This window comes from Pseudomonas sp. Pmew2 (assembly GCF_058129885.1).
Window position 1 is genome coordinate 4,441,529 of sequence record NZ_CM176702.1, and the last position, 26,187, is coordinate 4,467,715.

18 protein-coding genes, 3 pseudogenes and 1 other annotated feature are annotated in these 26,187 nt (G+C 57.8%); of the genes and pseudogenes, 6 read left to right on the forward strand and 15 right to left on the reverse strand.

Going from position 1 to position 26,187, the window contains the following annotated elements; all coding sequences use genetic code 11:
• Nucleotides 1–3: 3 nt before the first annotated feature.
• Complete coding sequence (locus AC4ANK_RS20410; protein ID WP_002554642.1) at nt 4–1,314, reverse strand: McrC family protein; 1,311 nt, start codon at nt 1,312–1,314, stop codon at nt 4–6.
• The gene (locus AC4ANK_RS20415; RefSeq protein WP_002554643.1) at nt 1,311–2,864 is read right to left on the reverse strand and encodes an McrB family protein; all 1,554 of its coding nucleotides are present in this window, start codon (nt 2,862–2,864) and stop codon (nt 1,311–1,313) included. The genes AC4ANK_RS20410 and AC4ANK_RS20415 overlap by 4 nt, the downstream gene beginning before the upstream one ends.
• Nucleotides 2,865–3,295: 431 nt before the next feature.
• Between AC4ANK_RS20415 and AC4ANK_RS20420 the strand changes: the two genes are divergently transcribed.
• Nucleotides 3,296–3,871, forward strand: a complete 576-nt coding sequence (locus tag AC4ANK_RS20420) for a BRO-N domain-containing protein (protein WP_002554644.1) — start codon at nt 3,296–3,298, stop codon at nt 3,869–3,871.
• Nucleotides 3,872–3,923: 52 nt separating this feature from the next.
• Here the strand turns inward: AC4ANK_RS20420 and AC4ANK_RS20425 are convergent, their stop codons facing one another.
• Together AC4ANK_RS20425 and AC4ANK_RS20430 are read right to left on the reverse strand one after the other, a co-directional pair.
• A complete protein-coding gene (locus tag AC4ANK_RS20425) occupies nt 3,924–4,214 on the reverse strand; it encodes a hypothetical protein (RefSeq protein ID WP_002554645.1) in 291 nt (96 codons plus the stop codon).
• Nucleotides 4,215–4,578: 364 nt separating this feature from the next.
• A protein-coding gene (locus AC4ANK_RS20430) for an IS3-like element IS51 family transposase (protein ID WP_095178853.1) occupies nt 4,579–5,801 on the reverse strand; the annotation gives its coding sequence in 2 pieces (ribosomal slippage) (nt 4,579–5,516 and nt 5,516–5,801; 1,224 coding nt in all).
• Nucleotides 5,407–5,523: a sequence feature (AL1L pseudoknot), on the reverse strand. Its footprint overlaps the gene before it by 117 nt.
• A gap of 178 nt (nt 5,802–5,979) precedes the next feature.
• Between AC4ANK_RS20430 and AC4ANK_RS20435 the strand changes: the two genes are divergently transcribed.
• Nucleotides 5,980–7,239: an IS256-like element ISPsy17 family transposase gene (locus AC4ANK_RS20435; protein ID WP_054082596.1), complete on the forward strand. Its 1,260-nt coding sequence runs from the start codon at nt 5,980–5,982 to the stop codon at nt 7,237–7,239.
• Between the two features lie 90 nt (nt 7,240–7,329).
• On the opposite strand, the gene AC4ANK_RS20440 is transcribed toward AC4ANK_RS20435, so the two are convergent.
• The 7 genes and pseudogenes from AC4ANK_RS20440 to AC4ANK_RS20470 all read right to left on the reverse strand — a co-directional run.
• Nucleotides 7,330–7,698, reverse strand: a complete 369-nt coding sequence (locus AC4ANK_RS20440; RefSeq protein WP_080718970.1) for a hypothetical protein — start codon at nt 7,696–7,698, stop codon at nt 7,330–7,332.
• A gap of 81 nt (nt 7,699–7,779) precedes the next feature.
• On the reverse strand, nt 7,780–8,136 hold the full coding sequence (locus AC4ANK_RS20445; RefSeq protein WP_080718969.1) for a hypothetical protein: 357 nt from the start codon (nt 8,134–8,136) through the stop codon (nt 7,780–7,782).
• Between the two features lie 24 nt (nt 8,137–8,160).
• Nucleotides 8,161–8,445, reverse strand: a complete 285-nt coding sequence (locus AC4ANK_RS20450; protein ID WP_031597187.1) for a hypothetical protein — start codon at nt 8,443–8,445, stop codon at nt 8,161–8,163.
• A 15-nt stretch (nt 8,446–8,460) separates the two neighbouring features.
• The gene (locus AC4ANK_RS20455) at nt 8,461–9,804 is read right to left on the reverse strand and encodes a DUF6861 domain-containing protein (protein WP_002552575.1); all 1,344 of its coding nucleotides are present in this window, start codon (nt 9,802–9,804) and stop codon (nt 8,461–8,463) included.
• 560 nt (nt 9,805–10,364) lie between these two features.
• A pseudogene (eprS, locus tag AC4ANK_RS20460) lies at nt 10,365–13,368 on the reverse strand (autotransporter serine peptidase EprS).
• 653 nt (nt 13,369–14,021) lie between these two features.
• Entirely contained in the window at nt 14,022–15,056 is a 1,035-nt protein-coding gene (locus AC4ANK_RS20465) for a methyl-accepting chemotaxis protein (protein ID WP_410477273.1), read from the reverse strand.
• 249 nt (nt 15,057–15,305) lie between these two features.
• Nucleotides 15,306–15,587: pseudogene (locus tag AC4ANK_RS20470) on the reverse strand (PAS domain-containing protein); the annotation flags it as partial.
• Between the two features lie 250 nt (nt 15,588–15,837).
• On the opposite strand from AC4ANK_RS20470, the gene AC4ANK_RS20475 reads away from it, so the two are divergent.
• Nucleotides 15,838–16,197 carry a topoisomerase DNA-binding C4 zinc finger domain-containing protein gene (locus AC4ANK_RS20475; RefSeq protein ID WP_031597185.1) on the forward strand — a complete coding sequence of 120 codons (360 nt, stop codon included), beginning with the start codon at nt 15,838–15,840 and terminating at the stop codon, nt 16,195–16,197.
• Between the two features lie 39 nt (nt 16,198–16,236).
• Here AC4ANK_RS20475 and AC4ANK_RS20480 read toward each other — a convergent pair whose 3' ends face one another.
• The 3 genes from AC4ANK_RS20480 to recQ form a co-directional block, all read right to left on the reverse strand.
• On the reverse strand, nt 16,237–18,444 hold the full coding sequence (locus AC4ANK_RS20480) for a motility hub landmark protein FimV (RefSeq protein WP_002552571.1): 2,208 nt from the start codon (nt 18,442–18,444) through the stop codon (nt 16,237–16,239).
• A 95-nt stretch (nt 18,445–18,539) separates the two neighbouring features.
• Nucleotides 18,540–18,974: a MarR family transcriptional regulator gene (locus AC4ANK_RS20485; protein WP_002552570.1), complete on the reverse strand. Its 435-nt coding sequence runs from the start codon at nt 18,972–18,974 to the stop codon at nt 18,540–18,542.
• A 93-nt stretch (nt 18,975–19,067) separates the two neighbouring features.
• Nucleotides 19,068–21,197: a DNA helicase RecQ gene (gene recQ, locus AC4ANK_RS20490; RefSeq protein WP_016980791.1), complete on the reverse strand. Its 2,130-nt coding sequence runs from the start codon at nt 21,195–21,197 to the stop codon at nt 19,068–19,070.
• A 176-nt stretch (nt 21,198–21,373) separates the two neighbouring features.
• On the opposite strand from recQ, the gene AC4ANK_RS20495 reads away from it, so the two are divergent.
• Nucleotides 21,374–21,961, forward strand: a complete 588-nt coding sequence (locus AC4ANK_RS20495; RefSeq protein WP_002552569.1) for a UPF0149 family protein — start codon at nt 21,374–21,376, stop codon at nt 21,959–21,961.
• Nucleotides 21,962–21,971: 10 nt separating this feature from the next.
• Nucleotides 21,972–22,375, forward strand: a pseudogene (locus tag AC4ANK_RS20500) (YbaN family protein).
• 52 nt (nt 22,376–22,427) lie between these two features.
• On the opposite strand, the gene pap reads toward AC4ANK_RS20500, so the two are convergent.
• Nucleotides 22,428–23,924, reverse strand: a complete 1,497-nt coding sequence (gene pap, locus AC4ANK_RS20505; RefSeq protein WP_057425619.1) for a polyphosphate:AMP phosphotransferase — start codon at nt 23,922–23,924, stop codon at nt 22,428–22,430.
• A 162-nt stretch (nt 23,925–24,086) separates the two neighbouring features.
• Between pap and mnmC the strand changes: the two genes are divergently transcribed.
• Nucleotides 24,087–26,069 (forward strand): bifunctional tRNA (5-methylaminomethyl-2-thiouridine)(34)-methyltransferase MnmC2/FAD-dependent 5-carboxymethylaminomethyl-2-thiouridine(34) oxidoreductase MnmC1, encoded by a 1,983-nt coding sequence (gene mnmC, locus AC4ANK_RS20510; RefSeq protein ID WP_002552566.1) that lies wholly within the window; start codon nt 24,087–24,089, stop codon nt 26,067–26,069.
• Nucleotides 26,070–26,187 lie beyond the last annotated feature (118 nt).

Here is a 26,187-nt window from a genome sequence, read left to right on the forward strand (position 1 = left end):
CACCTAATGATCATTTGAGAACCCAGTTTTCAAATGATCATAACAAAATAATATATGGAACCCACTCAAAAAATATTTCGGCAACCCCATATCTAAATCAAACGGCACCCCCCACAACCTCAACCCCTCCGAAAACTCAAAAACCGGCAACGTCTCCTGAAACGCCCCACGCTTCGGATAAATCAGCACCAAATCCCCCTGCCCGCCTAAATACTTCTGCCCATACGCAAACAGTTGATAAAAATCAGCCTGGCTCAGGCCATAATTTTTGCTGCCAAGCTCGCTGTCCAGCCGCTTCCATTTGGTGTCCAAAACCCAGCTCTTCTCTCCCTGAGTGATCATCAGATCGGGCCGTAACTGAAAAACTTTTTTACCCTGATGAGTACACAGATACTCACTACTGCGCTGGGTATACAGCGTCGCATCTGGCGACAGTGAATCCTTCAGGCAAGCAGCCACGTAGCGCTCGAACAGTTTCTCCATCGGGAACAGCAGACTTATGCCCTGCCATTCGCCCGCAATCGCCAGTGGCGTTTGCTGTTGGATGATGAGCTCGCACCACGGCTTCACAGGCTGGTAATGAGCCATGAGCCGGTCGTGACGCCACTGTTTGAAATCTTGAGTGGTGTCTCGGCTGTTTGGGATTTCTAGCAACAACGAGCGCAGTTCGTGGGAGAGACGCCAATTACTGGGGTCTTGAGTAGTTTTACAAACGATGTCTAACGCTGTTTTGAGAAGGCGGTTCTCGGCCCGGTCGGGTAGGAATATGTCGTGGCGGACTTGAAAGTGGTGTTGTCGGCCAGGTGGTTGGCGCATTTGGCGGGCGGTGTTGAGTTGGCCGCGCAAATATCGCTGCTCCTCTTCGACTCGTTGGTAGTCGAAGCGAAGGCCGCGTTTGATGAGGTGGTCGAGCGCTTCTAGAAAGCTGCTCATCACCCATTCGGTCAACGGCGCATCGAAGCGCTGTAACGCGGTTGCGCCGACCTTACGGGTTGGTAGGTCCAAAGACTTCTGAATCATACGCCGGAGCAAAGCACGGCTTTGCTGGATGCAGTCACCTTGTTCGAAGTGCTTGGGTAAGATTTCGATCCGCGTGCCGCAGGGTGTTTCCAGCGCGCCAACGTAGTTGTCGAGTTTAAGCCAGCGGCGGCCTTCGACTTGAACCAGCGCTGCGCCAGCCTTGCTAAAGCGGGAACTGGTTTCGCACAGCCAGTCGAAAGCAGTGGTAGACACTTGGGCTACATCAAGCGTCGGGTTGGGAATATTGCTGGTAGTCAGCCGAGCATATTCTCGGACCGTGACAGTGGTCTTCACCCCTGCTGCTCGCTGAGAAACTTGATGATCTTGCGTCCGAGGCTTCGCGTATTCAGCGCGGTACCCAACGCGGACGTAATGGAGATGCCGTGCTTGCTCGCAAGCTCGCGCAACAGTGGCTTTGCAGGCTTAATGTGCTGACCTCCGCGATACACATCGATGCGACCATCGGCAGACTGCCTTATATCTACCCCATCCGTTCTAACGTTTTTTGCTTCCAGCGGCGCACCGACTTTCAGGTTGTGATCAATCACACCCAGGTACGATTCAATCTTCTGGAACGCTGGCAGATTCAACTCCCAACGCTCATTGCTCTGGCCAACCGTGACCGTATCCCCAAACAACGCAATGAGGTCTTGGCTCGGCTGAATCAGAAAACTATTTTCCGGGGCCTTGCGCTGATCGTTGAGAACCCACTGAATGCGCTGCCAATCTTCGAAGAAATACTCCTGAAGCAGCGGCAGGATTTGCTCGCGGAAGATGCCTTCCAACCGCTCCAACGTAGGCTCATCCTTGAGCGGCATAAAGTAAGCGTGGCCAAGGCAGTGGTCTCGATCAAGCAGGGCCGCTATGCGTTGATTCATCACGCTGAGCAATTCGTCGATGGCGATGCCATCAACCTCTACTTCATCAAGCAATTCTGGATTTGGCGGGACTTCGATGAAGGTGAAGCGACGACGCAGGGCAATGTCTAACGCGGCCAATGATCGGTCAGCGGTGTTCATGGTGCCGATCAGATGGATGTTGCCGGGGATGCTGAAACGCTCTTTCGAGTAAGGCAGCATGACTTCCAGAGCCTCATCGGCGCCCGCTCGCTTGGAAGGCTCGATGAGCGTAATCAGCTCACCGAAGATGCGCGAGACGTTGCCTCGGTTGATCTCATCAATGATCAGCACTTTGGCGTCGCTATGCTGAATAGGGGCAGGCTCAAATAAGCCCTCCTCGTTTTTGCCCAGCATGTGCTCGACCATTGATGGCAAGAAGTTCTTGTAGCCGTTCACCAAAAACGGATCGAGGACGGAGCCCGGCACTTTCTTGTCCCAGCGGCCATTGCCCAGTTCTTCGATTGTGAAGGTGCCAGCGTCTACATAAGAAGCGAGTGTATTCAGCAGACTCATGCCGATGGGAAGGTGTTTACCTTGGGGCTTCTCTATCTCAACGACGTCAGGCGTGGCGCGGGTCACTTTGTAGCCTGTGCCGTAGCGATCACCGACCTTGAATGCTCGGTATTTTCCGCTCAGTTCACTCGCAATTGACTCACAGAGGCTCTTGAAGACGCCAGATACCACTTCGTAACGGATCTGACCTTGCTCGTCAGTCGTAGCGCGAAGCCCTTCAACAAAGTCTTCGTAGCTGAAGCTCTGATGAAAGGTCACAAAGCGCACGTCGCCTGCTGCGAGCAGCTCGTCAAACCGAGCTTTTAATGCTGATCGGCTACCAGCATTCTTAGCAAGAAAAGGCTGATCAAGGATCTGCAACGTCGCTTCGACTGTGGCGTAGGTTTTCCCCGTACCGGGCGGACCGAAGAAAATCTGATTGAGCGAAGGCATTGCCGAACGTCCTTGTAGGAAAAGTCCGACAACAGTATCTAGATTGCCGGCATGGGTAAAGCGAAGCCTCGGTGGTGTCGTATTTATGTAGCAGCCCTGAGAATGCGACGCAGAGCGTCGCGAACTGCATTCCTACGCGGAGCGTTGGAACGATATGAGTTGCTGAGCCCCATACCTCGCCTGAAGATCGGAATTCCCTGACACCCCCTCCCTCCCCAGTCCGATATCGACACGTTGCCAGCGTCGGTATGGTATGCGCCGGTGCCTAAGAAACACCCAACGTAGATGTAGTGAGTTCACGCATAGCTTCAGATTCCAATCGTTCTAATTGAACGGGGAATCTCGGCTTTGCTGATCCGCTCAGTTGGGTTTTCTTACGCCCGCTCTACGTTGGTCTTTAACGTCATTTCAGTTCATACGTAGAGGTCAGCATGTTAAGCAATCTATTTCAGGCCAGTGCTCGTCAGCGGCGCGAGGTGTGTGCCGGTTTCACCCCAACCCCCTTCCACCGCCACAACCGCCAACTCCTCGCCCTCCTCCTAGAAAACCAACCCTGGTTCAGTGCCCGAGATCTCGGTCGCATGATCGGCTGGCCGTTGAACGAGCGGACGCTGCGCAAGCTGGATGCTGACCAGCACCGGATGATCACGCTCGACCTGCACGGCGAAGCACAGCCAGAGCTGATGGTCAGTGAGTCGGGGGCGTACGCGATGATGGTGCATCACTATCACGCGGAGAATCGTGGGTTGCGGCAGTGGATTACCAATGAGGTGGTGCCTGCGTTGCGGGATGGGCAGTTGCCGTTTGATGACTGCACGCCGCACCTGAGCATGCTGCAGTGGCCGGGTTTGTCGGTGAGTATGTTGCACTGGCACGGCGAGCCGTGGATACGGTTGCGGGACATGCCTATGGTGTTGGCGCATCCGCAGATGCAGGTCGATGCACGGCCGCACCGCTTGGCAAAGTCGTGGTGGCGGGCTGTGTTGCCTGTCTCTCGGTTGGGTTGAATGTGGCTTGATGGTCGCGACGCTGGGTGACGACCATCGTGTTTTTACAGAATCAGTCTTTCAGACGGCGTCGGTAGTCGCTGATCATTTCTTTGGTGACGTCATCCTTGTAGCAGATGGGTGCGTAGCCGCCTTTGCGGCTGTAAGCGCTGCGTTTGCCACATTGGCTGCCATTACGGGCAGAGTTGTAGAGGCACGGGCAGTTGCCGGGGTAGCTGTCGATGGATTCCTGGATGATGGCTTTGACGATTGAGGCGTCTGTGACTTGGGTTTCTCGGGCGTTTGCGGAGAAGGCACAGAGTAATGCGAGTATGGCGACGAAGCCTGTCCCTGTCTTTTTCATGGCTATTCCTTAGCGAGTGCAAACGAGTGTCTGTTGCAAGGTTTTACCATGATACCGATAGGCCACCAATTCTTTAGCAGAGTCCTTGCCTGGGTGTTCTCACATCGTGGGAGGGCATTTTGAGATGTGTGAAGTTTTTGTCATAGCGAGGGTCGCCATATGGGTAGCACGTGGATGCGCTTGTCGCTATACAAAAATTCGAGTGGGTCTGGAAAAGGGGCCAAAAAAGACATAGCAGAATAGATTTAACCGCAGTGGGGGTGACCTAAACCTTCTGCCAGAATCGAAAACAGACTTATGTATAACAACGAGCGCTCTGAGTGGTTGAACCGCCCCGGGTTTCTCGGAGACCCTTTTGTTTGAGTCATGCCACCTGGGCAGACTCGGTGAGTTGCTGATAATAGATTGCTTCTGCTTCGACCGGTGGAATATGACCGATTGGCTCCAGCAGGCGGCGGTGATTGAACCAGTCCACCCATTTCAGGGTTTCCAGCTCCACCGCCCCCCGTGTGGGCCAAGAGCGTCGATGAATCACTTCAGCCTTGTAAAGACCATTGATGGTCTCAGCCAAAGCATTGTCGTAAGAGTCACCGACACTCCCGACCGATGGCTCAATACCGGCTTCGACAAGACGCTCGGTATAGCGAATGGACACGTACTGCACGCCACGGTCACTGTGGTGAATGAGTCCACCCTGCTTGACTGGGCGACGGGCGTAAAGGGCTTGCTCCAGTGCATCGAGTACAAAATCGGTACGCGCTGAACTGGACACCTTCCAACCGACGATGAATCGGGCAAAGACATCAATGATGAAGGCCACGTAAACAAAACCCTGCCAGGTACTGACGTAGGTAAAGTCCGATACCCATAGGGCGTTCGGGCACTCAGCCACAAACTGACGGTTGACATGATCCTGCGGGCACGGCCTGGCTTGGTCGCTGACCGTCGTCTTGACGGGCTTGCCGCGTACCACGCCTTGCAGGCCCAGCTCTCCCATCAGACGTTGCACCGTACAGCGGGCGACTTGCAGTCCGTCACGCAGCAATTGTCGCCAGACCTTGCGCACGCCATATACCTGGAAGTGCTCATCCCAGACTCGCTGGATGTGCTCACCCAGTTCCTGGTCACGCTGCGCACGCGCTGACTGCTGGCTGGGGTCAGCCTGCTGAGCAGCGTACCGGTAGTACGTCGACGGGGCGATTGGCAACACCTTGCAAATCGGCTCGACCCCGTAAGACTGGCGGTTTTCATCAATAAACGTCTTCATCGTTTGAATGGGCGGTCGAGCTCCGCCTGGGCAAAATAGGCTGAGGCCTTACGCAAGATCTCGTTAGCTTGACGCAACTGACGGTTCTCACGCTCCAAGAGCTTGACTCGCTCACGTTCGACTGTGCTCAGCCCATCACGCTGGCCGCTGTTGCGCTCAGATTGGCGAACCCACAGCCGTAATGTCTCGGGCGTGCAGCCGATCTTGGGGGCAATGGCACTGATGGTGGCCCACTGCGACTCGTACTCAGGAAGGTGTTCGAAAACCATCCTGATGGCCCGCTCACGGACCTCTGGGGAATACTTCGGTAGTTTTTTCATCGCTCCATCCTCTCAAAGGTTGGAGTCTCCGAGAAACCCGGGGCGGTTCAGGTGGTGATGCTGGGAGGTTCTGTGTCCAATTCAGAGTGTGCAGTGCAATGAAGACAGGTGATACAAACTATCATGAGACTGTCAGAAATTTTGTGTTCGGGCATAACATGTAGCTAGAGGTGCATGTATGCCGACCAAAAAGAAGTCCGCCAATGCAACAGCGAGGGAGTTGCCCTCGATTCCCCAAGAGCTGATCGAGCAGTTTGTTAAAGGCCCGATGAGCGCCGAAGCCATTCAAGACGCGTCCATGGCGTTCAAGAAGGCTCTGATCGAGCGTGCGCTAGGCGCCGAGCTGGGTCACCACCTTGGTTACCCTCAGGGCGCGGAGCGCCCTGAGGAGTCGACCAATCAGCGTAATGGCAAAAGCAGCAAGACGGTTCTGACCGACGACGGGCCGCTTCGCCTGGATATCCCCAGAGACCGCGATGGTAGCTTCGCCCCGATCCTGATTCCCAAGCACGAACGACGTTTTACAGGCTTCGACGACAAGATAATTGCCATGTACGCCCGGGGCATGACGGTGCGTGAGATCCGCGCTTTTCTATCTGAGCAGTATGGAACTAACGTGTCCCATGACTTCATCAGCTCAGTCACCGATGCGGTCATGGAAGAGGTGGGCACTTGGCAGCAACGACCCTTGGAACCGATGTATCCGGTGATCTTCTTCGATGCGTTACGGGTCAAAATCCGGGACGAGGGGTTAGTGTGCAACAAGGCTATTTATCTGGCGCTGGGGGTATTACCTGATGGCACGCGCGACATTCTGGGTATATGGATCGAGAGCACCGAGGGTGCCAAGTTTTGGATGAAGGTGTTCAACGACCTCAAGACTCGTGGCGTTGAAGATGTTCTGATCGCCGTCACGGATGGCCTCAAAGGAATACCGGAGGCGTTGGGGGCGGTTTTTCCTGCCACGACGCTGCAAACCTGCATCGTGCATCTGATCCGCAACAGCTTGGACTATGCCGCTTGGGATAAACGTCGGGCACTGGCCAAAGCACTCAAGCCGATCTACCAGGCGATCAATGCAGATGTGGCTGAGCAAGAGCTTAACGCCTTTGAAGCGGGCCCCTGGGGCAAGCAGTATCCGACTGTGGTTGCTGCATGGCGTCGCGCCTGGGATCGGGTTATACCGTTTTTTGTTTTCCCGGCGGGCATCCGCAAAGTGGTTTACACGACCAATGCCATCGAGAGCATCAATGCCCAGTTACGCAAGATCATCAAGACTCGAGGGCACTTCCCGACCGATGAGGCCGCGACGAAACTGATATGGCTTGGGTTGCGCAACATCACCGCCAACTGGGGTCATGCGGCACACGACTGGAAAGTGGCAATGAATCAATTTGCGATCCTGTACGGAGACCGATTTACCAGACCGAGCTGGTAAAACAAGGGCCTGCCTGACGGCAGGCCCTAACCAGCCCGAACACAAAAAAACTGATACTCCCTATCATCTTGGCAATGCCACTTTTAAAAGTCAGGAAATCACATCAAGACGCTCACAGGAAAAACTTATCATATCTCCGACGTCGATATCTCCGGGTAGAACATCATCCAACTCAATAGTGAGTTGACCTACAATCACCAGCGATTTTTCAAAACTAACCACCTCAGCCAGAATTTCATGAACGAATCCATCGTCAATACGTAGTACGTATGGCTGAGAGCCTGCCGCCATCTTGCATATATTTTTTATTGATATCGCAAGGACAGGCTCTAGCAGCATGTCCCCGACATTCATATGATATGGATGACAAAAAGCTACGCACTGAGTTTCAGCATCACCGATTGTCAGCATTGTTTCCAGAGCATCTTTTGAGATCCATTCACACTGTTTAACAAACATTTAAAATCCTGAGCCTTGGCTTTTGCCGAGCCATCGATTTCACCATTGCAAAACTTCAGTGAGACACATACCCCTTTACAACTAAAAGCTTTTCATTTCCTCGGGAATAAATATTTCCGCCCCTGAAAAAACCGCTTCATTTTGGCATGCCTTATAAATTTCCGCCAAGAAACTTTCGAACGCTTGAAAATAGATACTCTCAACCTCATTATTGCCATCAAGAAAAATCGACATATTTATCTGACTATTTGTATATTTCTTGATGCCTGCGTATTCCTCTTCAAACTTAAGACCCAAATACCTAACCAAATACTCTCCGATACTTTCAGGAAGCCTTTCAAGACTATTAAACTCCCATCCATAATCGCCTATGACCTTAGATGCGCCTGTAGGAGCTATGAAAACTGCCTGACAACTCCTCTTCATACGACCACTCAAGTTCCTACGAACGCCTCGTAAATTTCAATTGGTTTTTTTATCCAATGGCTGCCAAAGAATCCTTTTAATATAATCCTTAGCTTCCTGCTCAGTTTCAAAATCCAAGACCTCGTACTCATCATTTACTAACATGTCTCGCCAAGAAACATTTTGATCATGAAGACACTCAGCTAACTCATACCTCATCTCATCTGTTTTTCCACTAGAATTAAGACTATTAACATATATACCTATAGCAACGTCTTCTGCCAGATTAAAATCCGAACAAAAAACAGTCTTTAGCATGTGTCGAACATTTTCATATTTCATAAATGCCTTACCTTTTTAGGGAGCAGGTGCTGGAAAGATAGTAATTGTCTCCCAGTTTTTCTTGCTGGGATTATACTGATACAAACCTTCTATACTTCGCAAATTTTCAAACTTTTCTGGAGCGCCATTTGTCTCAAGGTTTTTAAGGATGTTGCCAGTGGGCAATACCCTCTTGAAACCTCTTCCAAGATCAACGCCGATATCGCCTGCGTCTTGAGCCGTAACCCTTATGACATCCTGGCCTGGCTGGCGCGCTATAGCCCTTTCCAAAGCTCCACCATTCCTAATGGTTTGGTCAGCAAAAATCAATAATTCATCGCTGTGGAAAGCCGATGATAAAGGCGGTACTGACGGGCCGACGTCTCCGTTCGGCTTAATGGCTGATTTTGCCCGGAGCATTAGGTCTCCATCAGAGACTTTACCACCGTGAACACTTAGGGAGTGTGCGTTGGGGTGGCCCGTCACAAGATCTAATTGTTTTGCATCTATCTTGCTTGAAACAGTTTTTTGATCAATTGCGTCTGGTTTAGCTGCGTCTGCGGTCTTTGAGCGATTTGTTGACAAAGCCTCTTGAGGTTCCAGCGCCCCCCTACGCGGCTCCGGCCCCTGCAAATCAGGTCGCTTCTTCAGCTCATCCTCATGCTCAAGCATCCACTGGCCCAGTCGCTCGCCTTTGGCGCTGGCCCGCATTTCATTTGCCAAGGCACGAGCGTTACCGCGGCCGCGTGTGATGTACTGAACCATCGCGCCCAATAGCAGAATCACAACCTCAACGTGCCCTTGTGCGATTTCCTGAACCGCGCTGTTCTGTGCGACCGGATCGTCTCCCATGAAGGAGCTCCACCCTTGTTCGCGGGGGCCTTGCCATGCTGTGCTGATACCACGAGTGTAGTAATGAATGATGCGCGGAAAGCCATCGATGACGGATTCAGCGATGGACTCCAGACCAAGAATCCCCAGTATGAAAGTGCTGGCCTGCGCCCCTAATGTAGCGCCCATTAAACCACCGGGAGCAGCACCTACCCCGAAAAAAAGCGCGCCCGCGCTTGCACCGGCTACTCCTCCGACAAAAGCACTGCCCACGACGATCATGGCCATCTGGGCGACTACATCGATCAAGTCCTTGATGATGCTGGAGATGTCGAGGTCAACGAAACGTTGTCCCAGTATGCGACAAGCCTCCGATTCGGCGCGGTCGAACGCGGACCTGACACAATTGAAGCGGCGAATGATCAGCGCGGGCGACGGGACGGGTTCATTTCGATGCGTGCGAAAATGGCCCCCTCTGTAGGGCGCGATATCACGATCAAGCTTTCGCCGTATGTCATCCCATGAGGGCAGCATGTGAAAAAAGAACATTCAGTGTCTCCCTGACAACTCTTGATACAGCTCTGCCTGAGCAACTTAACAGAAGAAGTGTAAAAAAATCCGAGGGGTACATGAAGCCCGCAAAAATTCGGAAAATTCGTACAACCGCTTTGGCGGCTCAAAAGCAGCCGTTGACTGACTCCGGTTTCCCGCGTGTGGTGCAGGTGTGAAGCTGAACTTGGCCAGAATCTCCGCGCAGTCTGGATACGAGCCTTGGCAAGCCCGGAGAGCAGGCTTCTACCCCTCAAAATAGGGAGTTTTAGGAAGAAGTTACGACGGTTGCGAAGCGGCCCTGAAAAGGTCACCTCGGTTGTGCCTGATGTACCGCATGCACAGGTTTTGCTGCCGGTTCCCGGCATATCGCGAGCAATGCGGATCGCCGCCCCGGTTGCTCCTACGCCCTGCGGGCAGAAGCTTGGACTTATGAGTGATCCAGCATTCGCGTGATGGCTTGGATGTGACGCGGGAGCGTCACGAAATGCGTGCCAACGCGGAGCAGTGGCACGATAGGTATTGCCTGCGGGGCTACTGCACCCCGCAGGCATCCCACATCAGAACTGCCAATCCAGCGACAAGCCCACGCCGTGGGTTTTATCCCGTGCACCGAGCAAGCCGTTGTAGTCCAGGTTGATGCGTGCATCCTTGCCCAACGCCAGGCTGGCGCGGGCACCGACTACGGCGGCGTCGCGGTCCATGGAGACGCTTTGTACGTTGAAGCTGTTGCCGGCGCTGGCGAAGGCCAGGTGTTGTTCGGACGAGGTGTCGCTCAGGTTGTGATGCCAGCCGAGGCTGCCCGACAGGTCGATTTTCTGTCGGTCGCTGATCGCGATGGTTTTCAGCGCCCGTACACCGAGAGTGCTCAGCACCGCATCGCGGTTATCGCTACCGGCAGACAGCGCCGCCGCGTCACCCTTCTCGGAGAAGCTGTCGGTGTTGAGGTGGACGTAGGCCAGATTGGCGAACGGCTCGAGGGTCGCGGGTTGCAAGTGGATGCGATACGCCGCCTCGGTAAACACTTGCGTGCTCTGGGCATCGTGTTTGGTTTTCTCTTTGCCAGCAGCACCGCCGACCTGTACGTCGCGTTGTGCGTCGATACGATGCCAACTGTGCGCGCCGCCCAGGGTCAGGCGCAGTGCGCCGATTTCATGGCCGAGGTAAGCGCCCAGGTGGTAGCTGTCCACCGAAGCCCGGGAATGCATCGGAGCCCATGTTCAATGAGCTGTCGCTGTAGCCCGCGACCACGCCCAGACGTGTGTCATCGGCAAGGTTGCCATCGACACCGGCCAGCAGGCCGCCAATCGAGGTGGTGTAACCGGCGGTATCGTCACGCGAGTCGGTCTTGCCCCAGGCACCCAGGGCTTTGATCCAGACATTGTCTTGCGCGGCCGTATTGCCATCAGTGCCGAATACGCTGGTCCCGAGACGCTCACCCACTGCATCGCGGATCTGCCGGCTGTCGTTGATCAGCACGCTGCCAATGGCCGGGTAGATCTCGCCGGACAGTTGCTGAAAGCTGTCTCGGGCAGCAGCTGCGCTTTGAGTCAGCAACAGGTTTTCGTACACCGCGTTGCCTGCGCCAAGCTGTTCGGCAGCGGTTGCTACGGCAGATTGATTCGGGGTTTGGGCAACGCTGCTGAATGCGCTGGTTTGCTCGACGTTCAGCGCGACGCCGTTGGCTGCGTAGTCGAGTCGGCCACCCAAAAACGCGTAGTTCGAAGTCACTGAGCCGAACTGGCCGTTCACGCCATTGGCGGCTTGCAGCACGTTGTACTGGCGACCTACGACGCTTTGGATCGGTGCAGAACTCAAGGCCACCGGCGTCGCGTTCTCCAGCGCCAGCGTCATGTTCGCGCCTGACACGGTGGCGCTTCCGGTGGCGACGATGCGGTCACTGGCGGTGGGCGAAAGCTCAACGGCGTAGGTCGAACCCGGTTGCAGGGTGACATCACCGTTGACCTGCAACGTACCGATGGAATTACCCGGCGCAACGATACCGCCACTGCGCGCTGTCAGCCCACCGATCTGGCCGTTACCGCCCAGCGTGCCGCCCGCATTGACCTGCACAGCGGAAACCAGCGAGCCGTTGACCGACAGCAAGCCGCCATTGACCAGGGTATCGCCTCGGTAGGTGTTGGCGCCTTGCAGAATCAGTCGACCGGCACCGGATTTGACCAGGCTACCTTGGTACTGACGCTGAGCGGCTGCGGCGGCACGCGCGGTGCCGGTGGCGTAATCGGCCTGATCCTGCTGGCTGGCGGTACTGGCAACGCCGTTTTGCCAGCCTTTGCTGATCAGGGTTTGCTGCCAGGTGGCCTGCTCGGCAGTGTCTTCGGCCTGACGCTGAAGCAGCGCCTGATCGGAAATATCGTTGCTCCATACATCACTCACACCGGCACCCAGGTTGGCGTCGAAGGTGCCGAGCAATTGACCGGGACCGCGCATCGCCCGCTCAAGATCGGCCACGCCCCAGCCCACGCTGTTGGTCGGTGCCTGAGTGACCGAGCCATCGAGCTGGGTGGCGGTGGTCAGCAACACTTGCAGCGCCTGCTCGTTATTCAGGTACGGGAAGCGTTCCATCACCAGTGCCAGCGCCCCGGTGGCGTGCGGTGCAGACATCGAGGTGCCGGACTTGATCCCGTAACCGCCGCCGGGCACGGTGCCGTTGATCAGTCGCCCGGGCGTGGTGATGCACCAGTATTTGGACAGGCCACACTGGTTGTAGCGCTGACCGTTGCTGCTGTCGAGGCCAGACACAGCCAGCCAGTGGCCTTCGAGGTCTGGCTCGAAATACGGCAACGACGCCCGCACGCTGGCATTGGCGTAACCGCTGTTGCCTGCACTGAACACGTTTATCACGCCCTTGCGCGAGACGTTCGCCGCTTCGTCCAGCCAGGTTCCACGGTTGTAGTGCTGAGCGTAGGCCGCACGCACACCTGCCTCGGTGGCGTAGGTCACGTCGGATGGCTGGCTGCCCCAGCTGTTGTTGATGGCGCGTACTCCGGCATCCGCCAGCGCCCCATACACCGCCTTGAAATACTGCGGGTCCGGGCTCGGGCCGAACAGGAAGCTGTCGTTCTGATTGGTGTTGCCGACGTAGATCTGTGCGTTGTACGCCACGCCATGCACGCCGACGCCATCGCGCGCCGCGCCCATGGTGCCGGTGACGTGCGTGCCGTGGGTGTCGTTGTTCGGGTTGATGGCGCCGGTGATGCTGAACGGCGAGCCGTCAACGTAAGTGCCGGTAGCGGTGACTGCGTGGTAGCGGGATGGCGTGGCTTCCGGGTGGGACGGGTCGAAACCTGAGTCCAGCGCACCGATCTTGACGCCTGCGCCAGTGATGCCAGCGGCGTAGGCCTGATCAGCCTGAATACGCCCCAGGCCCCAGTCGCTCTGGAATTCTGCCGAACGCCAACTGGCAGCGTCACCCGGTTTGCCCTGCTCGACATAATCCGCGTAGGCAGAGCAGCCAAACGTAAAAGACAACGCACAAAGAGCACCGCTTGCTACAGGCTTAAACGAATAACGGACAGCACCCAAACGCTTGGACTTTCGCATCCCTGCACACCTGATAATGGTCGGCTCTTCATTGAGCGATTCCAGAACATAGTCTGCAGTTATGCACTTGGCAACAGATTTATTTCAATTCTGATACAAGTTTCAGGACATAAGGATAATGCATTACTGGATATATAGTTAAGTGATATCCGTTTGAATGTATTGAGTTTGTCTGTTTTTTTGATATGGAGGTAATTAAATTGAGTAGTGGCAATTTAATTGCACGCCCTCCACTTTTTCTAGTTTTCCAGCCAATATCTTCAACAACTTCAGTTAAGCGCCTTATTTATTCGGATATACCAATAATTGTCCGACAACAATTGATAATCACCCAAATGGAGTCTGCGTTACGGCAAACAGATGACGCGGAGCGTCATGAACTGCATACCCACGCGGAGCGATGGGCACGATAGGTGGTGGGGTTGGGTTTTGTGTAAACGCACGCAGCCGCAATACCCCAACTCTCGTTACCACGCTCCGCGTGGTAATGCCGTTCCGGACGCTCTGCGTCCTCTTCGGGCTACGCCTTCTGAGGTCAGGCTGAGGTCCGTGGGGTTGTAGTGTGAACGCACCCAGGCGCAATCCCCCCAATTCTCGTTACCACGCTACGCGTGGTAATGCCGTTCCGGACGCTCTGCGTCCTCTGCGCATGCTTAGCGACTGAACCGCTCGGCCAGGCTGTGCAGGTACTGCGCCATTTCTTCCAGTTCGCTGCTGATCTGCGAGCCTTGCTGCGCCTGGCTGGCACTCTCGTCGCAGAGTTGCGCGATACGGGTAATCTGCTGGCTGATGTTTTCCGCAACGTGGCTCTGTTCTTCGGATGCCGAGGCCATTTGCTGGCTCATGCCGGTGATGCGGGTCACCGACTGGCTGATGCCGTCCAGGGCCTTCTGCACGGCTTCGACGCTGGCGACGCTTTCCTGGGAGATCTGCTCGCCTTTGTTGGCGGTCTGCACCGCACGGTCGGCACCATCACGCAGCGAGGTGATGATTTGCTGAATCTGCTCGGTCGAGGACTGCGTACGGGAAGCCAGCGAGCGAACCTCATCGGCCACCACCGCAAAGCCACGCCCCTGCTCACCGGCACGGGCCGCTTCGATGGCCGCATTGAGCGCCAGCAGGTTGGTTTGTTGAGCGATGGAGGTGATCACGTCAACCACGCTGCCGATTGACTGCGTCGCGCTGGCCAGTTCACCCACTGCGTTGCCGATGTCGGAGACCGAGTTGGCCATGTGCCGAATCGCCAGCAGGCTTTCATCGGCCAGACCACGCCCCTGTTGCGCCAGCTTGTCGGCTTCCTCGGCGGCGTGGGCGGTGTTCTGTACGTTGTGGGTCACTTCCTGAATGGTCGCCGCCATCTGATTGATGGCCGTAGCCGATTGATCCGCCTCACTGCGCTGCTGGTCCAGCGACTCGGCCTGACGCAACGACAGTTGCGCAGAACGCCCGGCGTGCTGGCGTACGCTCTCGCCGGTATCGGCCAGGCGCGTCAAAGCGGTTTGCAGGCGGGCTTCTTCGCTGAGCATGGCCAGATCGAGTTGCGCCTGCGGGCCACGGTTGTCGCTGTAGGTCAGCGCAACCAAAGAACTGGTGAACGCTTTGGGGTGTTCTTCGAGGGTGCTGCGAATGCTGCGGCGCTGACGCATTTCCAGAAAACCGCCCAACACCACCATCACGATCGGAATCATGATGATCGAAGGCAGATCGTCCAGCAGGTAGACGCCGACAGCGAGTGCCAGGGCGCAGAGGATCATCGGTAGCTGGCGAACCAAGTGATAGGCCGCCGAGCTGGTTGCCGACACCGCCGACTTACCAGCACGCAGCCGTGCATACAATGCTTCTGCCCGACGAACCTGGTCGCGGGTCGGCAACGAGCGTACGGACTCATAGCCGACGATTCGACCGTTTTCATACACCGCCGTCACGTAGGCGCTGACCCAGTAATAATCACCTTGCTTGGAGCGATTCTTGACCACGCCCATCCACGGCTTGCCCTGCTTGATGGTTTCCCACATATGGGCGAACACCGAAGCTGGCATATCCGGATGGCGCACAAGGTTATGCGGCTGGCCGACCAGTTCTTCGCGGGTAAAACCGCTCAACGCGACGAAGGCATCGTTGCAGTAGGTAATGTGGCTATTGAGGTCGGTGGTGGAGATGAGGCGTTCAGATGCCGGGAAAGTCCGTTCAGTCTGCGTGATAGGCATGTTGACGCGCATTAATAATTCACTCCGTGATAATGCTTGATATGCCGGGCGTGTGCTGAAGGTGTAGCACAACCTTTCAGGGTGGCAACCGGCAGTCCTCGTGCACTGTTATCGCCCACAAAACTCAGGGCTTTAGCCACAGGCGGCAATTAGGTGGGGCGGGGAACAGCAGACGGGCATGATCGCCAAGTAGGAGTTTGCGTCCTGACGAGGATGCCTGCACCATGCCGCCCCTGAACGCGACGCGACTCAAGGCACCTTTATGGCACGCAACACGACATCTGCTCTGGCGGCATTGATCCGCATATTTCGCAGGCTACTGAGCAGGGTTGCCGGCCAGACAGCGGATCAGCAACAGCATGCGCAGCCCACCAAACCCGCAGTGCATTCACCGCAACCGCAAAAGCCTGTCAAAACCAGCCGCGCCAAACGCCCGGAAAAGCGTCATGAACCGGCCACGCCAAAGCTGCCGGCAGAGCCCGCAGCGCCCGCAGCGCCCGCGTGTCCGCACTGTAAAAAAACCATGGTGATCAAGGTGGCCCGCACCGGCAAGAATGCCGGTGAGTTCTGGGGCTGCGTGGCGTATCCGAAATGCCGGGGCATTCGGCCGATCTTTCGTTAAACGCCAGACCGGTCACGCCTGCTCAAGAAAACAACGGGTTCAGCTGATGCCCGCCAACAGTTCCCGCGCCATGCGCCGATGCTCCTCGTCGGACTCGGCAATGACCTGTTGCAGAATTTCACGAGCCGACTCGAGATCGCCCTCCTCGATCAGCACCTGCGCCTGATTGATCTGGCTGAGTGGTGGCTCTTCAAGGTCCAGCAGGTCGAACTCTGCGTCGTCGCTCATGAAACTGTCGAGAAAGTCATCGCTCAGGTCGTCAGCGGCGGCAGGTGCCACCACTTCGATGGGCTCGATGACATCGGGCTCGGAGAAATCACTGAGGAACTGCTCATCCGAGAGCTCAAAGACTTCCGGCAGTTGAGTCAGGTCCGAAGAAAAACCAGGGTCGACGTCAGCGGGCGCTGGCGCAGCAGTCGCCGCTGCTGGCTTGATGCGCGGCGGCGGGCTGTCGAACGGATCGACCAGATCCCAGTCGGCATCCATCGACAGGTCATCGAGGTTCAACTGAAACTCGTCCTGCGGATTCAGCGCCGCTGCGGCGGTTTCGTCCAGCTGCGCCGCGGGTTCAGGCTCCAGGTCGGGCTGCAGATAGGCGGCAGACTCTGGCTCGGGCTCGGACTTTTCGAAAGACAGCGTGGTAGCCGCGACCGCAGCGGCAGGGACGACCGCCGCCACAGGCGCAACTTCGGCGGCCTTGATTTGTGGAAAGCGGTCGCGGATGTCTTGAATGGTCTGCGGATCAACACCGTGCTCCAGCGCTGATTGCTCTTCCCGAACAAAACCGCTGCCGTCGCCCTGCTCCGCCAGCAATTCCAGCAAGCGGATGCGAATGTCATCACGCTCCGGCTGCTTTTCCAGGGCGCTGCGCAGAATGCCCATCGCCTCGGTAAAGCGCCCGTAGGCGATGTAAATGCTGACGCCGTCCAGCGCATCCGGCGTAGAGCCAGCCGAACGTTGCGCTGCCGGTGGTTTGGTCGCTGCCGGGGTCGGTGGTGGCTGCACCACGGGCTGTGGCGCAACGGCGGGCACTTCGAACACCGGAAGCATGGTCGCCTGAGCAGGTTTGATCAGTTGCTCATCCGGCGCAACAGCAGGTGCTGCGGACTGTTTGCGCTGCTGGCGTCGTCTCGAATAAGCAAACGCTACAAGCAGAAGCACAATCAACACGGCAGCAAGCAGTATCGGCAGGCTCAGGAATGAATCGGTGCCTGGCGTCGGGGCAGCGGCCGCTTGAGCAGGAGTAGCCGGAGTTATTGCAGGTGCGGCAGGCGTGGCAGGTCGGGCAGCGGATTGCGCAACGGCAAGATCACTGCGCAGCGCGGTGATTTGCTTGTCCTTGCCACTCATCTGCTCTTGCAGTTCTTGAGTCTGGGCTTTGAGCGCCTCCAGCGATTGAGCCAGTTGCTGGTTTTCAATGGCGGCCGCCGACAGTTGCTCGGCGGTGCGCTGCAACTCGGCAGGCTTGGGTGACGACGCCTCCGGGCTGGCGGCAGGCGCAGCGGCACTTGGCAATATCGCGGAATCGGGCAGCAACAAATCCTGGCCAACTTTAAGCGCGGAACCGGCGCCCGCCGCGAATGCCTGCGGATTGAGCAAACGAATGCCGTCTGCCAGCTGGCTTGCCGAAACCTTGTTGCCCGGCCCTTGTAAGCGGCTGGCAATGCCATTCAGGGTATCGCCATTGGCAACCGTGTAATGCTTGCCCTGCACGGCGGCCGGTGGCGCGACCGGCATGCGGCTTTCCTGCGCCGAGGCCGTCGAACGTTGCGTGTTGCGGCTGCGCGTGGCGGCCAGACCTTGCGGTGAGGTGGCAGGATCAAGCAACACCGTATATTCGTGCAGCAAATCGCCATTCGGCCGCGCCAACTGGACGAGAAAACTCAGGTAGGGTTCGGTGACCGGTTTAGTGGATACCACCCGGATCACGCCGCGATCGCCGCGCAGCACAGGGGTGAAGCGCAGGTCGTTGAGAAAGAACACCCGCTCTATGCCCGCCTTGGCAAAAGCCTCGGGCGACGCGAGCCTGGCGACAACATCTTCGTTGCTCAGACCACCAGTCTCCAGCAGCTGGATCTCGGCATTCAGCGGCTGGTTGAGCGCCGAGTGCAGGGTGATTTCACCCAGCCCCAACGCAGACGCCAGCGTAGAGCAGGCCAGCAATGACGCCGCTATGACGCTCTTGCAAAACACCCCGCGCGCCCTGCGACCTGCACCTTCGACAGCAGCCAGTGAACTCTTCAGCATGCGAACCCTTATAGAAACCACAGCAGGCTTCTCACGTAATCAGTTGGACTTCAGTATCCGTTGCACGATTATGGTTGAGAACGCCCGGCTTCGTCTCAGGATCTTTCCAGATTGGCCAGAATCTGCGAGTGCACCCGCATGCTGACGCGCAAATCTTCCTCGCTCACGCCCTCGAACAGCTCGATACGCAGCACATTGGCGATGGTTTCAATCTTTTCAATCAGTGGCAAGGCAGTATCACTGAGCAGGATCTTTTTCGCGCGTCGATCCTCGACCACCGCCTGGCGCTGAACCAGGCCCTGCTTTTCAAGACTGTCGAGCAAACGCGCCAGGGTCGGCCCTTCGACGCCCACGCTTTGCGCAAGCTCGCGCTGGGTGGGCGGCTCGGTGAACCGGGCGAGGTGCAGCAGGACCAGCCAACGCGCCTGAGACAGGCCAAGATCGGCAAGCCGACGATCCAGTTCGGCGCGCCAGCCCCGGGTGAGATGTCCGAGTTGCATCCCGAAACGGTGTTCATCAGTCAATGGCATAAGGAAACTCATGATTCAAACTAATTATTAGCGAGCTAAGCATGGTCCTTATGTTCAGGCAAGCGCGGGACGGTGACGTTTCGTCGCACGCTGTTATACCTCAAATTCCGATTGCAACGCCGCTCGCACGCAATACAAAACGCCCTCCGGCACCCGCCCGGCAAACTGCTCGGCAATCGCCGACACCGGTGGTAGTTCTCCTTCGCCATCGAGAAAGGCATCCTGAACCTCGCCCAACAGGTCTTCCGGTAAGTCCAGTGCCTGCTCGATGGACAGCTGCTGCTTGCCGATGGCCTCGGCCAACAGGGTGTAGACATTCTTTTCCGAGCACTGCAACTGACCGGCAATCTGCGTGGGGGTCATACCGGCACGCGCCAGGCTGATCAGCTCGTGGCGTACATCGGCCACCACCCGTGGTGCCTCGGCCTTGCCACTGAGCACTTCAAGAAAGGCCTCGCCGTAACGCTCCAGCTTGCGCGCGCCCACGCCGCCCACTCGGGCCATCTCGGCCATTGATCCGGGTTTGCTGCGCAGCATTTCCAGCAGGGTCGAGTCCGGGAAAATGACGTAAGGCGGCACGGCATGTTCCTCGGCCAGCTTGCGCCGCAAGGCACGCAAGGCCTCCCACTGCTCGCGCTCTTCGCCGCGCACCAGTTGGCTCGCCGGGCTGCCGGAACTGCTCTTTGAAGTGGTTTGTGGCTTGAGGTCGCGGCGCAGTTCCAGAGTAACTTCGCCACGCAGCAAAGGCCGGCACGTGTCGCTCAAGCGCAGGCCGCCATAGCCTTCAAGGTCGATGTCTGCCAGCCCGCGCGCCACCAGTTGGCGGAACAGCGAGCGCCACTCGGCCTCGGTGCGTGCCTTGCCGACCCCGAACACCGACAGATGCTGATGGCCGAAGCTTTCTACCTTGTCGTTGGATTTGCCCAGCAGCACATCGACCAGATGACCGACGCCATAACGCTGGCCGGTACGGTAGATGGCCGACAGCGCCTGACGCGCAGGCTCGGTGGCATCCCAGGTCTGCACGCCATCGACGCAATTGTCGCAATGCCCGCATGGCTTGGGCATGTCTTCGTCGAAATAGGCCAGCAGGGTCTGTCGGCGGCAACGGGTTTCTTCGCACAGGGCGAGCATGGCGTCGAGCTTGTGCTGCTCCAGACGCTTATGGCGCTCGTCACCTTCGGAGTTCTGCAACATCTGCTTGAGCATCAGCACGTCTTGCAGACCGTAAGCCATCCAGGCATCGGCAGGCAGGCCATCACGCCCGGCCCGGCCGGTTTCCTGATAGTAGGCCTCAAGCGATTTGGGCAGGTCCATGTGCGCAACAAAACGCACGTTGGGTTTGTCGATGCCCATGCCGAACGCGATGGTCGCCACCATGATCAGCCCTTCCTCATTAAGGAAGCGTTTCTGGTTGGCAGCACGTGTTTCCGAGGGCAGCCCGGCGTGATACGGCAGCGCGGGATAGCCGTTTTCGCTCAGAAATACGGCCACTTCATCGACTTTCTTGCGCGACAGGCAGTAGACAATGCCAGCATCGCTGCGCCGTTCGGAGAGGAACGCCAGCAGCTGTTTGCGCGGCTGTTCCTTGGGCACGATGCGATAGAAGATGTTTGGCCGGTCGAAGCTGGACAGAAAGCGCTCGGCGTTCTGCAGGTGCAGGCGCGTGACGATTTCTTCACGGGTACGCTTGTCGGCGGTGGCAGTCAGCGCAATGCGCGGCACATCCGGAAACAGCTCGGCCAGTTGCCCCAGTTGCAGGTACTCAGGGCGGAAATCATGACCCCATTGCGATACGCAGTGCGCTTCATCAATGGCAAACAGGGCAATTTGAAGGTTTTGCAGGAACGACAGCATGCGCGGCTGCACCAAGCGCTCCGGGGCGAGGTAGAGCATTTTCACTTCGCCCAGGCGAATGCGGTTAGCCAGTTCGCGCTGTTGCTCGGCACTGAGGGTGGAGTTGAGCGCAGCAGCGGACACACCGAGTTCATCCAGCGTGGCGACCTGATCGTCCATCAGCGCAATGAGCGGCGAGACGACCACACAGAGCCCCTCACGCAACAGCCCCGGCACCTGAAAACACAGGGACTTGCCACCACCGGTCGGCATCAGCACCAGTGCATCGCCACCGTTGGCTACACGCTCGATAATGGCACCCTGGCGACCACGAAAGCTGTCGTAACCGAAGATGTCTTTAAGTACGCGTTGTGCCTGCTCAAGCATAAAAACCCCGGAATATCCTGCTGCACTGCAAAACGGGGGAGTATACCCGAGCGCTCGGGAGCAATGGATGGCTCGGACATGAGCGGTCGAAATTAACCGCAATTGGCCTGCGCGCTGGCGCCAAGGACGCTCAGGGCCTAGAATCCAGCATCGTTTATTTTCAAGGTAGCGCTTCCATGTCCTTCGCTGAGCAATTAACCCGCCTGCAAGTCTTCCTCGATGCAGATGAACTGCACGAAGAAGCACTGGACTACGTGGCCGCTCATGGCTACCTGACCGCCCTGTCCATCTGTGCCGAAGACGTGCCGGAGCGCGAGTGGATCGACGCGCTGTTCTCCGAGCCGCCGCAGTACAGCAGCGAGGCGCAACAGACAGAGGTCGAAGCCACGCTGATCGCACTCAAGGCACACATTGCCCGCCAGCTGGCGTCGGACGAAGAGTTCGAACTGCCGTGTGATCTCGACCTGGGCGACGATCCGGATGATTCGGACCTGCGTGGCTGGTGCATCGGCTTCATGGAAGGCGTGTTCCTGCGTGAAAACGCCTGGTTCGAAAGTGCCGAGGAAGAAGTCAGCGAAATGCTCCTGCCGATCATGGTCGGTTCGGGTCTGTTCGACGAGCAGCCGGAGTTCGCCGACATCGCCCAGGACGCCAACCTGATGGACGACATGATCGTGCAGATCCCCGAAGCACTGACCGCCCTGTACCTGCTCTGCCAGGCTCCGGACGAAAAGCCGGCGATCCTCAAGCCCCGCCACCACTGAGTCTGCGCCTATGGCGCAAGACCCACCGCGCACCAGCCGTCACCGCTCGGTGCGCTATCTGCTGATAGCGGTTGGCTGGTTGAGCGTGGTATCGGGCGTCATCGGGATATTCCTGCCGGTGCTGCCCACCACGCCCTTTCTGCTGCTGGCAGCTGCATGCTTCGCGCGCAGCTCTCCACGTTTCTACCACTGGCTGGTCGACCACCCGCGGCTTGGCCCATGGATTCGAGACTACCTTGAAGGCAACGGCATCCCGCTCAAGGGCAAGGTGTACGCAATCGGCCTGATGTGGCTGAGATCAGCCTGTCGTGCTACCTGATCGCACAGCCTTGGGCACGAACTTTCATGCTGACCAGCGCGGTGCTGGTGACCATTTACATCATCAGGCAGAAAACGCGCCCGCCTCGCAAATGATGCCCCGCTGCGCCCGCCAGTGCCGATGCAGACAGGCACGCGGTTCAGACGATCACTTCTTCTTGTCTTTACTAAACGCCTTTTCCAGCGCCTCGTTGATCGTGCGTAACACCTTGACCCTCGCCCAGCGCTTGTCGTTGGCCTCGATCAGTGTCCACGGCGCAATTTCGGTGCTGGTGCGATCCACCATGTCGCCCACTGCCTGGCGGTAATCCGGCCATTTCTTGCGGTTGCGCCAGTCGTCTTCGGTGATCTTGTAACGCTTGAACGGGATCTTTTCGCGCTCTTGAAAACGTTCCAGCTGGGTCTGCTGATCGATGGCCAGCCAGAATTTGACCACCACAATGCCTGCGTCCGTGAGCTGCTCTTCGAAGTCATTGATTTCGGCGTAAGCGCGCTTCCAGTCGGACTCGCTGCAAAAGCCCTCGACCCGCTCGACCAACACCCGGCCGTACCACGAGCGGTCAAAAATAGTGAATTTGCCGCGCGCCGGTATCTGCCGCCAGAAACGCCACAAATACGGCTGAGCACGTTCATCCTGAGTCGGTGCAGCAATCGGTACGATAGCGTACTGACGCGGGTCGAGCGCCGCTGCAACACGACGTATCGCGCCGCCCTTGCCTGCCGCGTCGTTGCCTTCGAACACGGCCACCAGTGCATGGCTTTTCATGCGTTTGTCGCGCATGTTGCCGGACAGGCGAGCCTGCTCGGTGATGAGCTGCTGTTGGTAGTCGTCCTTGCTCAGGTGCAGGCTCAGGTCGAGGCTGTCCAGCAGGGTCAACTCATTGTCATGGATCGCCAACGGGCCAACGGTGAGCGCAGCGGGCTCGGGCTCGACTTTGTTCAGCGCGGCCTGCATGCCTTCCAGCAGCAGACGGCCGACCGTCAGGCTGCGGTAATTGGCGTCCACGCCTTCGATCACATGCCAAGGCGCATATTCGCGGCTGGTACGACGCAGCACCCGCTCACCGAAGCGCACGAACTTGTCGTAAGTCTTGGACTGTTGCCAGTCCAGCGGGCTGATGCGCCAGCTGTGCAGCGGATCATCCTTGAGGGTCTTGAGGCGCAGCTTCATCTGTTTTTTTGACAGGTGAAACCAGAACTTGAAGATCAGCGCGCCTTCATCGCAGAGCATCTTTTCCAATCGCTCGGCACCGCTGATGGCCTGATCGAGCACCGCGTCCTTGAAACGCCCGTGGACCCTGCCCTGCAACATCTGGCTATACCAGTTACCAAAGAAGATTCCCATGCGCCCCTTGGCAGGCAGTTGTCGCCAGTAACGCCAGGCGGGTGGATGGGCCAGCTCTTCGTCGGTCTGCTGATCGAAGGTGCGTACCTCGATCAGGCGCGGGTCCATCCATTCGCTGAGCAGTTTGACGGTCTCGCCCTTGCCTGCGCCCTCTATGCCGTTGATCAATACGATGATCTGCCGACCGGCCTGCTCGTGCAGGTCTATCTGCGCTTCCAGCAAGGCTTCGCGCAACTCGGGCAAAGCAGCTTCGTAGGTCTCGTCGTCAATGGCATGACCGATTTCAGCGGATTCAAACATGCACAACTCCTGATTGGGGATGGCTCAGAGAACGCCCGGTGGACAACCCTCAGTGAGCATTCTGACCACCGATTGCGGGCATCGGTCAATCGGCGCAGCAGTGATCGCACTTTTATCCTCGCACACGGCTAAAATGCGCCCACTGCCACCGCTGAGCCTGACATGACCATTACCCGCCACGCCCGGATAGACTGGGACGAACAAGGCAACCCGCGTTCCCGCGATTTCTCCGATGTCTACTTTTCCACCGAGTCCGGTCTGGACGAGACGCGCCATGTGTTTCTGGTCCAGAACGACCTGCGTCGGCGTTTCAGCGAGCTGCCGGAGGACGGCAGGCTGATCATTGGTGAAACCGGATTCGGCACCGGGCTGAATTTCCTCTGTGCCTGGCAGTTGTTCGACGAGTGCGCGCCCGCCAATGCGCGCCTGCAGTTCGTCAGCGTCGAGAAATACCCGCTGAGCCGCGCCGACCTGCAGCGTGCCCTGGCGTTGTGGCCAGAGCTGTGGCCGTTCGCGGGTCAATTGCTCGATCAATATGTGGCTGTGCATGAAGGCTTTCAGCGTCTGGTATTCGATGACGGCCGCGTGACCCTGACCCTGCTGATTGGTGACGCGCTGCAGATGCTGCCGCAGCTGGACGGGCAGATTGATGCGTGGTTTCTCGACGGGTTTGCGCCAGCGAAAAACCCGGAAATGTGGACACCCGAACTGTTTGCCGAACTGGCGCGCCTGTCTGCACCGAGCGCCACGATAGGCACGTTTACCAGCACCGGCTGGGTGCGGCGCTCGCTGAACGCAGCAGGCTTCAAAATGAAGCGGGTGCCGGGCATCGGTCATAAATGGGAAGTGCTGCGCGGCGCGTTTATCGCCTGGCCTGAAGATGCTGCACCCTCTCCTGCCGCCAAACCCTGGTTCGCCCGCCCCGCTCCGATTAGCGGCGAGCGCAAGGCGCTGGTGATCGGCGCAGGGCTGGCAGGCTGCGCCACGGCGCAGAGCCTGGCGCAGCGGGGTTGGCAGGTCAGCCTGCTGGAGCGCCACGCCGCACCGGCGCAGGAAGCATCCGGCAACCCGCAGGGCGCGCTGTACCTGAAGTTATCGGCGCATGGCACAGCGCTTTCACAGTTGATCCTCAGTGGTTTTGGCCACACGCGAAGGCTGCTTGAACGCTTGCAGCGCGGTGTCGACTGGGACGCTTGCGGCGTGCTGCAACTGACCTTCGACGACACGGAGGCACAACGCCAGAAACAACTGGTCGATGCTTTCCCCGAATCCCTCCTGCGCTTGCTCGACCAACCGGCAGCCGAGGCGCAAAGCGGCGTTGCGCTGAACAGTGGCGGGCTGTTTTACCCCGAAGGCGGCTGGGTGCACCCGCCTGCCTTGTGCAATGCGCAGGTCGAGCACCCGAATATTCGTCTGATGACTCATCATCAGGCGTTGCAACTGCGACGTGTGGAAGGTCAATGGCAGGCCTGGAACGCAGAGCAACTGATCGCCAGCGCGCCAGTCGTCGTGCTGGCCGGGGCGGCGGATATCAAGCAGTTTTCGCAGAGCGCCGATTTACCGCTCAAACGCATCCGCGGGCAGATCACCCGTTTGCCGCAGACTCAGGCCAGCGCGGCATTGCGCAGTGTGGTGTGCGCCGAGGGTTATGTGGCTCCGGCGCGTCTGGGCGAACATACACTGGGTGCCAGTTTCGATTTCAGCAGTACTGATCTGACCCTCAACCTGGCCGATCATCTGGACAATCTGGGGCTGTTGCGGGAGATTTCAGAAGACCTCACTTCACGCCTCGAGACCGCCGATTTGTCGCCCGAGCAATTGCAGGGTCGCGCAGCCTTTCGCTGTACAAGCCCGGACTACCTGCCCATCGTCGGGCCGCTGGCCGATCGCGAAGCATTCCTTCAGGCCTATGCTGCCCTGGGCAAGGACGCGCGCCAGGTGCCCAACATCGCCTGCCCGTGGCTGGACGGCCTGTACGTCAACAGCGGCCACGGTTCGCGCGGGCTGATCACCGCGCCGCTGTGTGGCGAACTGATCGCCGCCTGGCTCGATAACGAACCTCTGCCCTTGCCGCGTAGCGTTGCCGAAGCCTGTCACCCTAACCGGTTTGCCCTGCGCGGGCTGATTCGCGGCGGCGGGAAGTAGCTTTATGATTGTCGTTCGGGAATGCAGGTCGCGACGCTCTGCGTAGCAAAGAGGACGCAGAGCGTCCTGAACGGCATGACGACGCGGAGCGTCGCACGATAGCTGATATCTGGTCGCG

Coding starts and splice junctions, on each gene's coding strand:
- AC4ANK_RS20415 (WP_002554643.1), bottom strand. CDS start 2,864: ATGCCTTCGCTCAATCAGATTTTCTTCGGTCCGCCCGGTACGGGGAAA.
- AC4ANK_RS20420 (WP_002554644.1), top strand. CDS start 3,296: ATGTTAAGCAATCTATTTCAGGCCAGTGCTCGTCAGCGGCGCGAGGTG.
- AC4ANK_RS20425 (WP_002554645.1), bottom strand. CDS start 4,214: ATGAAAAAGACAGGGACAGGCTTCGTCGCCATACTCGCATTACTCTGT.
- AC4ANK_RS20435 (WP_054082596.1), top strand. CDS start 5,980: ATGCCGACCAAAAAGAAGTCCGCCAATGCAACAGCGAGGGAGTTGCCC.
- AC4ANK_RS20440 (WP_080718970.1), bottom strand. CDS start 7,698: ATGTTTGTTAAACAGTGTGAATGGATCTCAAAAGATGCTCTGGAAACA.
- AC4ANK_RS20450 (WP_031597187.1), bottom strand. CDS start 8,445: ATGAAATATGAAAATGTTCGACACATGCTAAAGACTGTTTTTTGTTCG.
- AC4ANK_RS20455 (WP_002552575.1), bottom strand. CDS start 9,804: ATGTTCTTTTTTCACATGCTGCCCTCATGGGATGACATACGGCGAAAG.
- AC4ANK_RS20465 (WP_410477273.1), bottom strand. CDS start 15,056: ATGATTCCGATCGTGATGGTGGTGTTGGGCGGTTTTCTGGAAATGCGT.
- AC4ANK_RS20475 (WP_031597185.1), top strand. CDS start 15,838: ATGGCACGCAACACGACATCTGCTCTGGCGGCATTGATCCGCATATTT.
- AC4ANK_RS20480 (WP_002552571.1), bottom strand. CDS start 18,444: ATGCTGAAGAGTTCACTGGCTGCTGTCGAAGGTGCAGGTCGCAGGGCG.
- AC4ANK_RS20485 (WP_002552570.1), bottom strand. CDS start 18,974: ATGCCATTGACTGATGAACACCGTTTCGGGATGCAACTCGGACATCTC.
- recQ (WP_016980791.1), bottom strand. CDS start 21,197: ATGCTTGAGCAGGCACAACGCGTACTTAAAGACATCTTCGGTTACGAC.
- AC4ANK_RS20495 (WP_002552569.1), top strand. CDS start 21,374: ATGTCCTTCGCTGAGCAATTAACCCGCCTGCAAGTCTTCCTCGATGCA.
- pap (WP_057425619.1), bottom strand. CDS start 23,924: ATGTTTGAATCCGCTGAAATCGGTCATGCCATTGACGACGAGACCTAC.
- mnmC (WP_002552566.1), top strand. CDS start 24,087: ATGACCATTACCCGCCACGCCCGGATAGACTGGGACGAACAAGGCAAC.